At 65.6% G+C, this 12,299-nt stretch carries 14 protein-coding genes and 1 pseudogene; 14 read left to right on the forward strand and 1 reads right to left on the reverse strand.

Going from position 1 to position 12,299, the window contains the following annotated elements; genetic code table 11:
* Position 1: 1 nt before the first annotated feature.
* The 14 genes and pseudogenes from flhF to D579_RS0106130 all read left to right on the forward strand — a co-directional run.
* A pseudogene (gene flhF / locus D579_RS0106065) lies at positions 2 to 1,094 on the forward strand (flagellar biosynthesis protein FlhF); the annotation flags it as partial.
* 168 nt (positions 1,095 to 1,262) lie between these two features.
* A complete protein-coding gene (locus tag D579_RS0106070; RefSeq protein WP_018937629.1) occupies positions 1,263 to 2,087 on the forward strand; it encodes a MinD/ParA family protein in 825 nt (274 codons plus the stop codon).
* Positions 2,084 to 2,851: an RNA polymerase sigma factor FliA gene (locus tag D579_RS0106075; RefSeq protein ID WP_018951417.1), complete on the forward strand. Its 768-nt coding sequence runs from the start codon at positions 2,084 to 2,086 to the stop codon at positions 2,849 to 2,851. Before D579_RS0106070 ends, D579_RS0106075 begins: the two co-directional genes overlap by 4 nt.
* Positions 2,852 to 2,892: 41 nt before the next feature.
* Positions 2,893 to 3,273 (forward strand): chemotaxis response regulator CheY, encoded by a 381-nt coding sequence (gene cheY / locus D579_RS0106080; protein WP_018145741.1) that lies wholly within the window; start codon positions 2,893 to 2,895, stop codon positions 3,271 to 3,273.
* 95 nt (positions 3,274 to 3,368) lie between these two features.
* Positions 3,369 to 4,145: a protein phosphatase CheZ gene (locus D579_RS0106085; RefSeq protein WP_018145740.1), complete on the forward strand. Its 777-nt coding sequence runs from the start codon at positions 3,369 to 3,371 to the stop codon at positions 4,143 to 4,145.
* Between the two features lie 44 nt (positions 4,146 to 4,189).
* The gene (locus D579_RS0106090; RefSeq protein WP_018951418.1) at positions 4,190 to 6,253 is read left to right on the forward strand and encodes a chemotaxis protein CheA; all 2,064 of its coding nucleotides are present in this window, start codon (positions 4,190 to 4,192) and stop codon (positions 6,251 to 6,253) included.
* Between the two features lie 2 nt (positions 6,254 to 6,255).
* Entirely contained in the window at positions 6,256 to 7,371 is a 1,116-nt protein-coding gene (locus D579_RS0106095) for a chemotaxis response regulator protein-glutamate methylesterase (protein ID WP_018951419.1), read from the forward strand.
* Position 7,372: 1 nt separating this feature from the next.
* Positions 7,373 to 8,116 carry a flagellar motor protein gene (locus D579_RS0106100; RefSeq protein WP_018145737.1) on the forward strand — a complete coding sequence of 248 codons (744 nt, stop codon included), beginning with the start codon at positions 7,373 to 7,375 and terminating at the stop codon, positions 8,114 to 8,116.
* 7 nt (positions 8,117 to 8,123) lie between these two features.
* Positions 8,124 to 9,026 carry a flagellar motor protein MotD gene (gene motD / locus D579_RS0106105; RefSeq protein WP_018951420.1) on the forward strand — a complete coding sequence of 301 codons (903 nt, stop codon included), beginning with the start codon at positions 8,124 to 8,126 and terminating at the stop codon, positions 9,024 to 9,026.
* Complete coding sequence (locus tag D579_RS0106110) at positions 9,023 to 9,823, forward strand: ParA family protein (RefSeq protein WP_018937624.1); 801 nt, start codon at positions 9,023 to 9,025, stop codon at positions 9,821 to 9,823. The genes motD and D579_RS0106110 overlap by 4 nt, the downstream gene beginning before the upstream one ends.
* Complete coding sequence (locus D579_RS0106115; protein ID WP_018951421.1) at positions 9,820 to 10,530, forward strand: chemotaxis protein CheW; 711 nt, start codon at positions 9,820 to 9,822, stop codon at positions 10,528 to 10,530. Before D579_RS0106110 ends, D579_RS0106115 begins: the two co-directional genes overlap by 4 nt.
* Before the next feature lie 127 nt (positions 10,531 to 10,657).
* The gene (locus D579_RS0106120) at positions 10,658 to 11,116 is read left to right on the forward strand and encodes a chemotaxis protein CheW (RefSeq protein ID WP_018145733.1); all 459 of its coding nucleotides are present in this window, start codon (positions 10,658 to 10,660) and stop codon (positions 11,114 to 11,116) included.
* 63 nt (positions 11,117 to 11,179) lie between these two features.
* The gene (locus D579_RS0106125) at positions 11,180 to 11,365 is read left to right on the forward strand and encodes a hypothetical protein (protein ID WP_018169737.1); all 186 of its coding nucleotides are present in this window, start codon (positions 11,180 to 11,182) and stop codon (positions 11,363 to 11,365) included.
* A 140-nt stretch (positions 11,366 to 11,505) separates the two neighbouring features.
* Complete coding sequence (locus D579_RS0106130; protein ID WP_018937622.1) at positions 11,506 to 11,931, forward strand: DUF2802 domain-containing protein; 426 nt, start codon at positions 11,506 to 11,508, stop codon at positions 11,929 to 11,931.
* On the opposite strand, the gene D579_RS0106135 is transcribed toward D579_RS0106130, so the two are convergent.
* The gene (locus tag D579_RS0106135; protein ID WP_018937621.1) at positions 11,926 to 12,297 is read right to left on the reverse strand and encodes an EscU/YscU/HrcU family type III secretion system export apparatus switch protein; all 372 of its coding nucleotides are present in this window, start codon (positions 12,295 to 12,297) and stop codon (positions 11,926 to 11,928) included. The genes D579_RS0106130 and D579_RS0106135 overlap by 6 nt on opposite strands.
* Between the last annotated feature and the right edge of the window lie 2 nt (positions 12,298 to 12,299).

The raw sequence follows: 12,299 nt of genomic DNA on the forward strand, positions 1-12,299 counted from the left end.
CATGAATGTCAGACGATATCGGGCCCGGGACATGCGCGACGCCATGCGTCAGGTGCGCGAACAACAGGGAGAGGATGCCGTGATCCTCTCCAGTCGCCGGGTGGATGGCTGGTTGGAGGTGGTCGCCGCCCTGGAGGATGGCGAGTCCTCGGAGCCGGTGCGCGAGCCGGAGGCCGCAAAGCCGGCCCGCGAGGCGCGAACCGCCGACCGCGCCCCGAATTCGGCGGCGCCTTCCTGGCCGGCCGATCCCGAACTCACTGCGATGCGCCAGGAGTTGCGTGACCTGCGCAGCCTGATGACGCGTCAGTATGCGGAGAGTGACGAGGCTCGCTGGGCGGCCCGTCATCCGCTGGCGGCAGAATGCAAGGTCCGCCTGATCGACCGCGGCTTCAGTGAATCGCTGGCCCGCAGCCTGGCGGGCAGCATCCTCGATGACAGCTCCCCCGAGCAGGCTTGGGAGCGTCTCCGCGCGCGGCTTTCGGGTGCGATTGCCACGCATCGCCCGGCGATCCTGGACGAGGGCGGGCTGCTGGCGATGGTGGGGCCGACCGGTGTCGGCAAGACCACCACGCTGGCACGGATCGCGTTGCGCCAGATCCGTCGGATGGGACCGGATTCGGTTACGCTGGTGACCCTGGATAGCCAGCGCATCGGTGCCACACGGCAGCTGCAAGCCTTTGCGCAGATGGCGGGGATCTCGGTGCGCGTGCTGCAGAATGCGCGCGAACTGCGCGATCTGGCGCGGCGCGCGGACGATGGCCACCTGATCCTGGTGGATACCGCCGGGCAGGCGCCGCGCGCGGTGGAGGAGGAGTCGCTGTTCGCGCATCTGCCGCCGGATATCCGTGCCGAGAGCTGGTTGGTTGTGTCGGCCACGACCCAGGGCAGTACCTTGCGGCGGGTGCTGGACGCGTTTCGCAAGGCGGATCCCTCGGCGCTGGTGCTGACCAAGCTGGACGAGGCAGAACAGCTGGGCGAGGTCCTGTCGGTCCTGCTGGACCAGCACCTGGGGCTTGGGTTTGTAAGCGATGGCCAGCGCATCGCCGAGGATTTTCACCGGGTCGATACGGGGTATCTGACCCGTCTGGCGCTGGACGACGACGCGGACGGCGCGCGGGCGGGTGGCAATGCCCGCGAGACCTGGGCCGCCGAACGGCTGGCCGAAATGGAACCGCCGCGACGCTCGCGCTCGCCGCTGCGCCCGGCGCAGGGGGCCGAGCCGGCCACACTGGAACTGATTCAGCCGGTTGGAAAGGGGCGTTATGCCACGCACTAACAAGCCGTTGAAGGTCATTGCGGTCGCCTCGGGCAAGGGCGGCGTGGGCAAGACCAACGTGTCGGTCAATCTGGCGGTCGGCCTGGCCCGGTTGGGCCGCGAGGTGATGCTGTTCGATGCGGATCTGGGCCTGGCCAACGTGGACCTGTTGCTCGGGATGCGCCCGGAGCGCACCCTGCACGACCTGGTGACCGGCGCGGTGGACAGCCTGGACGATGTCCTGGTTCAGGGGCCGGACGGGGTGAAGGTGGTCCCGTCGGCCTCCGGTATCGCGGCGATGGCGAATCTTACGCCGGCCGAGCACGCGGGGCTGATCCATGCCTTCAGCGCCTACCGCAAGCCGCTGGATGTCCTGATCGTGGATACCGCTGCAGGCCTGCAGGAGTCGGTGACTTCGTTCTGCCGGGCGGTACAGGAGACCCTGGTGGTGGTCTGCGACGAGCCGGCTTCGATTACCGATGCCTATGCCCTGATCAAGGTGCTGCATCGTGACCACGGGCTGCGGCGTTTCCGCATGGTCACCAACATGGTCAGCGGACGCGAGGGTGCGGAGCGGCTGATGCAGAAACTCAATACCGTCTGTGGCAATTACCTGCCGGAGGTGGTCCTGGATCTGGCCGGCTATATCCCGATGGACGAACATCTGCGCAAGTCCGTGCAGAAAAGGGCACCGGTGGTTCAGCAGTATCCCGGCAGTCCGGCCGGCAAGGCGTTTGCCGAACTGGCACGCACGGTGGACCGCTGGCCGGTTGGTGGGGGTGACCACGGGGGCGTCGGGTTCTTCGTGGAACGAATGCTGCAGAGTGCATGATGACGACGCGTAATCGACTTTCCGGCTACCAGGCGACGTCCACCGCGACCGGTGGACACGAGAAGTTGATTGCCGATCACGTTGAACTGGTGCATCGCATCGCGCACCACCTGATGGCCCGTCTGCCGGCCTCGGTCCAGGTCGATGATCTGATCCAGGCCGGCATGATCGGCCTTCTGGAGGCGGCGCGGCAGTTCGAGGGCGGGCAGGGGGCGACCTTTGCCACCTACGCCGGAATCCGCATCCGCGGTGCGATGATCGACGAATTGCGTCGCAGTGACTGGACGCCGCGTTCGGTGCATCGCAACAGCCGGCGTATTGCCGCCGCGATCCAGAGTGTCGAGGCCCGCGAGGGGCGTGCGGCACGTGGGAGCGAGGTGGCGGCCGAGCTGGACGTGGCGATCGATGACTATTACGACATGCTCAAGGACCACGCCGGGGCCCATCTGTTTGCGCTGGACGATCTGGGTGGCGGGGATGACGGGGCCGATCGCGTGATCGAGGGGCAGGAAGTCTCTCCGTCGCGTAGCCTTGAGGCTGGCGAGTTTCGCGAGGAGTTGGCCGAGGCCCTTGGGGATCTGCCTGAACGCGAACGCCTGGTGCTGTCGCTGTATTACACCGAAGAACTGAATCTGCGCGAGATCGGGGCTGTTCTGGGCGTGACCGAGTCGCGCGTGAGCCAGATTCGCAGCCAGGCGGTCATCCGGCTGCGCGCGCGCATGGGGTCGTGGCTCGAAGACGGCACGGCTTTGCAGTTATTCTAAAACTCACCTTATGAATCCCGGAGTGACGTGTGGACAAGGGAATGAAAATTCTCATCGTGGACGATTTTTCCACGATGCGGCGCATTATCAAGAACCTCTTGCGCGATCTTGGCTTCAATAATACGCAGGAAGCCGACGATGGCAGCACCGCGCTGCCGATGCTGCAAAATGGTGACTTCGACTTCCTGATTACCGACTGGAACATGCCCAACATGCCGGGCATCGACCTGCTGAAGGCCGTCCGGGCGGATGCCAACCTGAAGTCGATGCCGGTGCTGATGGTGACGGCCGAGGCCAAGCGCGACCAGATCGTGGAGGCTGCGGAGGCAGGTGTGAACGGTTACGTGGTCAAGCCGTTTACCGCCGAAACGCTGAAGGAAAAGATCGACAAGATCTTCGAACGTATTGAAGCACAGGGCTAAGCATCGCCCAGCGATGAATACGGACGACGTCCGTCTCGCTTGCGCGGGTGGACGTGACCCGGCTCCTTCGGCGCCGTACCAGCAAGAGGCTCCTCATGACTGAACAGGAACACCCCCCACGCGACGGCCAGCTCGAGCTGGCCCGGCAACTGGTGCAGACGCTCGAGGCGGGCGACGACGCGGCGGCACGCGCGCTGGTGCAGGATCTAGCGCGTCCTTACGACCGCGAGCTCTTCGACGAACTGGGCAAGCTGACGCGCGACCTTCACGAGGCCTTGCAGAGTTTCCGTGGCGACTCGCGTCTGGTAGAGCTGACCCAGGCGGAGATCCCGGATGCGAAGGAACGCCTGAACTACGTGGTCACCATGACCGAGCAGGCCGCGCACGCCACGATGGGCGCCATCGAGTCGAGCCTGCCGATCGCGGAGTCGTTCAGCCAGCAGGCGGCCGACTTGACCGCCAAATGGACGCGCTTTCGCAACCGGCAGCTCTCGGTGGACGAATTCCGCGATTTCGCGCGTGAGCTGGACAGCTTTTTCGGGCAGGCGGGCGAGGACGCCGAGGAATTGCGGCGGCTGCTCTCCGAGGTGTTGATGGCACAAAGTTATCAGGACATTACCGGCCAGGTGATTCGCCGGGTGATCCAGCTGGTGACCGACCTCGAAGAGAACCTCGTTACCCTGATTCGGCTCTCCAGCGGGCGCATGGAGCAGGTCGAAGCGGCCGAAGCGTCCCTGGAGCGTGGCGAAGAAGACCGCGAGGCGGACCGCAAGGGCCACGGCCCCAGTGTGCCCAAGACTCAAGATTCCAGCGCAGATGTCGTTCAAGGACAGGACGAGGTGGACGATCTGCTATCAAGCCTGGGCTTCTAGCAGTGCCTCCCATACGACTGGCGCCACGGGACCGGAGAGACTGAATGGCCATCGACCCCAATGACGAAATCCTTCAGGACTTCCTGATCGAGGCCGGGGAACTGCTGGAGGGGCTCAACGAGCAACTCATCGACCTGGAACAGAATCCGGACGACCGGGATCTGTTGAATGCGGTCTTTCGAAGCTTCCATACCATCAAGGGGGGCGCCGGGTTCTTGAGCCTGGATCCGCTGGTGACGGTGTGTCATCACGCCGAGGACGTCTTCAATCTGCTGCGCAACGGCGAACGCCGTGCCGATAGCCATCTGATGGACACCATGCTCCGCGTACTGGACTCCCTGAACGTCATGTTCGGGGATCTGCGCTCCGGAGTGGACCCGACCCCCGCCGATGCCGCGGTGGTCGAGGACCTGCGGCGCATGGCAAAAAACGAAGACGTGGCCGGAGATACCGCCTCGGCGGCGCCCGCGCCTGAACCGGAGCCCGTCCCCGAGCCACAGGCCTCGGCCCCCGGCGACGCCATGGTGGGCGGCGGGGAGGAGATCACGGACGACGAGTTCGAGGCCCTGCTGGATACGTTGCATGGTGACGGTGCCCCGGCACCCGTGGACGCGGCCGTGTCGGGCGGCGCCGGGGCCAGCGAGGATTCGGGCGGTGATCTGATCAGCGACGACGAGTTCGAGAATTTGTTGGACGAGTTGCAGGCCAAGGGCGGGGGTCCGGCATCGCCCGAACCGGCTGCGGACGCCCCTGCGGATCCACTGCCGACCGAGCCCGCGGCCGCGGCGTCCGAGCCGGAAAAAGCAGTAACGCCGGAGCCGGCTGCCGCCGGTGGGCAGGGCGGTGGTGGTGCCCGCGCCGGCGGGGCCGAGGCCGGGGGGCGCCCGGCTCCACAGGGCGAGACCTCCGTGCGTGTGGATACCGAGCGGCTGGACGAGATCATGAACCTGGTGGGCGAGCTGGTTCTGGTGCGAAACCGGCTGAGCATGCTGCGTTCGCAGCATGTCGACGACGAACTGGGCAAGGCGATCAGTTCGCTGGCACTGGTGACCTCCGACCTGCAGACCTCGGTGATGAAGACCCGCATGCAGCCGGTGAAGAAGGTCTTCAATCGCTTCCCTCGAGTGATCCGCGATCTGTCGCGGAATCTGGGCAAGGAGATCGAACTGGAGATCTTCGGCGAGGAAACCGACCTCGACAAGAATCTGGTCGAGGCCCTGTCCGATCCGCTGGTGCATCTGGTGCGGAATGCTGTGGACCATGGCATCGAGACGCCCGATGTGCGCGAGGCGGCGGGCAAGCCGCGCAAGGGTACGGTCGTGCTCGGAGCGGCCCAGGAGGGCGATCACATCGCACTGCTGATCAAGGACGACGGCGGTGGCATGGACCCACAGGCCCTGCGTCGGAAGGTGGTGGAGAAGGGGCTGATGGAGCCCGCGATGGCCGAACGCATGACCGATCGCGAGGCCTTCAACGTGATCTTCATGGCCGGATTCTCCACCAAGACCGAGATCTCGGACGTCTCCGGCCGCGGGGTTGGCATGGACGTGGTCAAGACCAAGATCTCGCAGCTCAACGGCACCATCGAGATCGATTCCGAGATCGGGGTAGGGACCACGCTGCGGGTGAAGCTGCCCCTGACCCTGGCGATCCTGCCCGCGCTGATGGTGATTCTGGACGGCCGGCGTTTTGCGATCCCGCTGGCTTCGGTCTCCGAGATCCTGGATCTGGATTTGACCAAGACGAATTACGTGGATGACCAGGAAGTCATCATGGTGCGCAAGCACGCCCTGCCTGTTCATTACCTCAAGCGCTGGTTGAAGCCGGGGCACGAGCCCGAGCCGCGCAAGGATGCGCACGTGGTGGTGGTCCACACCGCCGACCGCAAGGTAGGGCTGGTAGTGGATGATCTCGTGGGGCAGGAAGAGGTGGTCATCAAGCCGCTCGGCCAGAATCTGCAAGGTGTGAAGGGCCTGGCGGGAGCGACGATCACCGGAGATGGCGGCATCGCCCTGATCCTCGACGTCTCTGATCTGGTGACGATCCTGATGCGGCAACTGCAAATGTCCGGTCGACCGCGCCGCGCGTCGCGCTCGAGCGAGGGCTGAGGATGCCGATCAGGGTTCTGGTGGTTGACGACTCGGGGTTCTTTCGTCGGCGTATCGCCGAGATCCTGGATTCCGATTCCGGCATCGAGGTCGTGGGTTCGGCCGAGAATGGCGAGCAGGCGATCGCCAAGGTCCGGGAGCTCGATCCCGATGTCGTGACCATGGATATCGAGATGCCGGTGATGGACGGCATCACCGCGGTGCGCAAGATCATGGCCGAGCGCCCGCTTCCGATCCTGATGTTCTCCAGTCTCACCACCGAGGGAGCCCAGGCGACCCTGGATGCGCTGGAGGCCGGTGCGGTGGACTTCCTTCCCAAGCGCTTCAGCGACATGGCCGGGGACGAGGACAGCGCACGCATGCTGCTTCGGCGCCGTGTGCGCTCGTTGTCACGCAGCCGGGCGCGTTCCGTTAGTGCCCCGGGCACGACCACGCCTGCGCGGGAAGCCCGTCCGTCCGCGCGCCGCGAAGAGACGGACCGTCAGGCGGCGGCCGATGCGCGCAAGCCGGCTCCGGCGGTTGCCAGTTCCCGGCCGCCGACGCCGCTGCGGCAGTTGCGCGCGGTGCTGATTGGTACCTCCACCGGCGGTCCGGTGGCGCTGCAGGAGGTGCTGAAGCCGCTCCCGGCGAATTTCCCGCTGCCGATCCTGCTGGTGCAACACATGCCCGCCAGTTTTACCCCGGCCTTCGCCGAACGCCTGAACGCCATGTGCAATATCGAAGTCCGTCAGGCGAAGGACGGCGACGTGCTGAAACCGGGCGTGGCGCTGCTGGCGCCGGGCGGGATGCAGATGACCCTGGAACGCGGCAGCCAGACGCATGTGCGAATTGCGGAGAGCCCTCTGGGCACCATCTACAAGCCGAGCGTGGATGCGGCCTTCGGTTCCGCTGTGGAGGCGCTGCGCGGGCAGGTGCTTGCCGTGATCCTTACCGGCATGGGCGCCGATGGCCGCGAAGGCACGCGGGCGCTGAAGGGCGCCGGTGCGCAGGTGTGGTCGCAGGATGCGGCGACCTGCGTGGTGTACGGGATGCCGGCGGCAGTGGCCGAGGCCGGCCTGTCCGATCATGTGTACCCGCTGCCCGAAATCGGGCCCGCACTGGTGAAGGGGTTCTGCTGACATGGATATCCTGAGCCTCATCGGGATTACCCTGGGGCTGGTGGCGGTTCTCGGCGGCAGCATTGCCAAGGGCAGTGGCCTGGGCGCGCTGTGGAATGCCGCGGCCTTCCTGATCGTGGTGCTGGGAACCCTGGGGGCGACCCTGGTGCAGGCACGGCTGTCGGTGTTCATGCACGGTATGCGCATCCTGCCGTGGGCCTTCAAGCCACCGAAGGTCGACAATCGCGCGACGGTCGAGCAGATCGTCGAGTGGTCGCATGTCGCGCGCAAGGAAGGCCTGCTAGGCCTGGAGACGCTGGCCGACGAGGAGACCGACGGCTTTGCCCGCAAGGGGCTGCAACTGCTGGTGGACGGTAGTGAACCGCAGACCATTCGCCAGATCATGGAGGCCGACCTCGACAACCGCGAGCACTTCGACCTGCAGGGCGCGAAGATCTTCGAGAGCATGGGGATCTATGCCCCGACCCTGGGGATTGTCGGCGCGGTGATGGGCCTGATGGCAGTGATGCAGAACCTCGCGGATCCGAGCAAGCTGGGGGCGGGCATCGCGGCGGCCTTTGTCGCCACGATCTACGGCATTGCCTCGGCCAACCTGCTGTTCCTGCCGGTGGCCAACAAGTTGAAGTCGATTATTCAGAACCGTTCGCAACACCAGCAAATGCTGATGGAAGGTCTTATCGCCATTGCGGAAGGGGAAAACCCGCGGAACATCGAAAGCAAGCTGAGTGGCTTCATCCACGAGTGAGGTCACCATGGCGCGACGCAAACGGGCGGAAGAACACCAGAATCACGAGGCTTGGGCCATCCCCTATGGGGACCTGGTCACACTGCTGCTGGCGTTCTTCGTGGTGATGTACGCCATCTCCTCGGTGGACGACGGCAAGTACCGGGTGCTGTCCGAGTCGCTCGTGGACGCCTTCCGCGCACCGATGCAGGCCGACCCGATTCAGGTCGGGGATCCCACCGTGGCCCAGGAACGTACACCGCAGGATCTGCGTGCCCTGGTGCCTATCGAGGTCCAGCCGGGTCTGGTGGAAGAGGGTCCGCAGCCCATCGACATGGCTTTGAGCGGGATGCTTGACGAGGGCCCGGACGACGCTGGGATGCAGGCGTTCCTGGACGAACTGGCGGATACCGCGCGCGAGATCGAACAGGCGATGGCGCAATGGATCGAGGATGGCGACCTGCGCGTGACGCGCGAGGCCTATTGGCTGGAGATCGAGATCACCAGCCGTCTGCTGTTTGCGTCCGGGGCGGCGACCCTGAACCCGCAGGCGGAAGCTCTTCTGCAAGAGGTTGGCGGGATTCTGGCGCCACGTGTCTCGCGCGTTCATGTGGAGGGACACACGGACAATGTGCCCATCCAGACCGCGATCTATCCGTCGAACTGGGAGCTTTCGTCCGGACGGGCGGCCGCGGTGGTCAGCGTGTTCGAGGAGGTCGGGGTCGATCCGGAGAATCTGGTCGCCCTTGGCTATGGCGAGCACCGGCCGGCGGCCAGCAACGACACCGCGGAGGGACGGGCCGAGAACCGGCGCGTGTCCATCGTGGTACTGCCCGGGGCGCGTCCGCGCGCCGAGGGCGCGCAGGAACCGGAGCGCCTGCGCGAGGATCTTCCGCCCGCACCGCTCCCGACGGATGGAGACACACCATGAAGGTCTGGGCGGTTGCGAACCAAAAGGGCGGTGTGGGCAAGACCACCACCACGGTGACGCTGGGCGGCCTGCTGTCGGGCCCGGAGCAACGCGTGCTGCTGGTGGATGTGGACCCGCACGGATCGCTGACCGCGTATTTCGGCCATGATCCGGAGACCGCCACGCGCGGGGTGTACGAGCTTTTCAGCCAGTGCGCCGAGGGTGCGGATCCAGACCCGAATGGTCTGATCCGCGAGACCCGGTTCCCGGGGCTGGACCTACTGACCGCGAGTACCGCGCTGGCAACGCTGGATCGCCAGCTGGGCACCCGCAGTGGCATGGGGCTGGTGCTGCGTCACGCGCTGGAGAAGATCTCGGACCAGTACGACTACGTGCTGCTGGATTGCCCGCCGATGCTCGGTGTGCTGATGGTCAATGCCCTGGCCGCCTGTGACGAACTGCTGGTGCCGGTGCAGACCGAGTTCCTCGCCCTGAAGGGGCTGGAACGAATGATCAATACGCTGAAAATGGTACAGAAATCGCGCAAGTCCGAGTTGGCGTACCGAATTATTCCGACCCTGTTCGACCGTCGAACGCGGGCGGCGCACGAGGCCTTGTCGGAACTGCGCCGTTTGTACGGCGACGACGTCTGGCCGGGCGTAATCCCGGTGGACACGAAATTCCGTGATGCCTCCAGTGCCGGGCAGCCGCTGTGTTTCATGATCCCGGACGCCCGGGGCGTGCTTGCCTACTCGGATCTGCTGGAGGCCATTGGTGGCCGGCTGTCCGAACCCCATGAACGGAGGCGACGCGGATGAAACGTTCCATAGTCGACAACCTGGCCCTTAAGGCCGAGCCGGAGGCGCTGGATGACTACTTCGGCAGCCTGCTGGACGAGCCGGAGCCCGTTCGGCCGCTTCTGCGACCGGATATCCTGGAGCCACGGCCACCGGTAGAAGAAGCGGCGCCCGTAGTGGAGCTGGAAGCCCCGGTCCGTGAAGCAGACGCGGTGGACCTCCCGGCGCCGGTAGTGGCCTCGACCCCACCAGCCCCACCGGCCGATCCGGCGGAGCGCGAGTATGCGCGGCCCGAGCAGCCGTTTTCGGCCCTCGTGATCGAGGCTGGCAATCTGACCCTGCTGGCGCCGCTACATGCGCTGGGCGGGGTGGCGCCGCTGGACAGCCTGGAAGTGCGGCCCACCCCGAATCATTCGGTCTGGTACCTTGGATTGGCGGATACCAAGCAGGGGCGGGTGCAGCTGATTGACCTGGCCGCCGTGGTGACACCGGAAGATCGCGATTACGAGCCGGATACGGCCCGGCAGGTGGTGTTCCTCGCGGGTTCGCGGTTCGCGCTGGCCTGCCGCGCGATTCACGGCACCCGGGTGATCCATCCGGAGTCGTTGCGCTGGCGCAGCCAGCGCCGGCGCCTGCCCTGGCTGGCCGGCGTGGAACGCGAGAAGATGGCGACGTTGCTGGACCTGGAGGCGCTGGACCGCACCCTCGACGAGGGTGGCTGGGACTGATCCCGGCCGGTGCCATTCAAGCATGGCGGTAATCGGCCGATAACCCGGTCAAGACGACACTACAGGGCGGCCCCCGCCGGCACGGAATATCGAGGATGACATGAGCAGCGCACAAGACGTAGAAGCCATGACCAAGGCCGACACCGCTCCGTATGTGACTTTCAGTCTCGCGGAGGAAACCTATGCGATCGACGTTCTGCAGGTTCAGGAGGTGCTCAAGGTTACCGAGATCGCCCCGGTACCGGGCGTGCCGGACTACATCCTCGGGATCATCAACCTGCGCGGCAATGTCGTTACGGTCATTGACGCCCGGCGGCGTATGGGGCTGGATGATCGCGAATCGGATGAGGCCTCGCGCATCGTGATCATCGATGTGGACAATCAGAACGTGGGGATTCTGGTGGATTCCGTCTCGGAGGTCGTGCGGATCTCCCCGGATTCGGTCGAGCCGGCGCCCGAGGTGGGTAACGATGACAGCAGCCGCTTTATCCAGGGCGTGACCAGCACCGAGGAGGGCCTCACCATCCTGGTGGACCTCAACAGGCTGCTATCGGACGACGAGTGGGCGCAATTGCGCGAACTGTAGCCGCGCACATCGGGTCTACAGTGAACAGACGAGGACCATGAGGCGCAAGCCGGGAGGTGAGCCATGGTCGACGAACTCCAGCCGGACCGGACTGTTCGACCGGTCCATACCACCGTTCCCGGGCGCAGTTTGAGCGACGACCACGACCGCGATCCGGTGTTTCGTCCCGCAGTGCGTCCAACCCAGCAGCGTCCGCCGCGCAAGGAAGAACGTCGCCAGCGGCGCGGCCTGATCGACGACTACGCCTGAACGCCCCGGTGACCGGCACCCACTCGGTCCGGGCGCGGTTCCGTGTCCGAGTTTTTCGCCATGGCTGGTCACGCCCTCACGAATCACGCGACAATCGGCAGGCCTCGGGTTTCAGGAGTGTGCAGGCAATGGGAGAGGGAATGCTGATCTGGCTCGCCGCGTTGATTGCGTTGCTGGCGACCATCGTCGCCGGATTTGCCGTGGGGCTCGTGATTCTGTTGCGTCGGCAGTTGGCGGCCCTGCGCCAGGATTATCAGCGCCAGGCCACCTCGGTGATGGCCCTGCAAGGGGCCATGAAGGCCCTGTCGGAAGGGGTTGCGACCCATGGGCAGGCACAGGCCTCGGTACAGCGTGCCCTGGAACGCCTGCATGACCAGCACAGCGAGCTACGCGCGCGCGAGGGCGACAGCGGTGCCTACGAGCAGGCGATTCTTCTGATCCAGCAGGGGCTGGGTCGTGAGGAGGTCCGTCGGCGTTGCGGACTTACTTCGACCGAACTCGACTTGTTGTTCAGCCTGCACGGCTCCGGGAATGCCGGCGGTTCCGGGTTCGCCGGGCGTTCATGAGTCCCGGTCCGGCCCTTCGCGGTCCGGTCTGGACTGGCGCGAGGGGGCCTGATACCCACTGCCCCGGTCGTCGGGTGTGATCCCTGCCAGCAGGAACACAAAGGCGAGAATCTCCGCGACTGCGACGTAGAGCTCTTCCGGGATCTCGCTGCCGACGGGGACCTGCGCCAGCGCCTCGCTCAGGGCCGGGTCCTGATGCAGCGGGATTCCGTGTTCCTCGGCAATGCGCAGGATGGCCTCGGCCGTCAGGCCCGAGCCGCTGGCTGTGATCCGCGGCGCCTGCCGACGATCCCATTCCAGTGCGACCGCCTTGGCCGGTGATGGGCCGCGGTCGGGCGTTCGGTCCCCATGATCCTTTCGTGCCATCG

Origin of the sequence: Thioalkalivibrio sp. AKL12 (assembly GCF_000377925.1) — a bacterium.
Taxonomy (GTDB): Bacteria; Pseudomonadota; Gammaproteobacteria; order Ectothiorhodospirales; family Ectothiorhodospiraceae; genus Thioalkalivibrio; species Thioalkalivibrio versutus.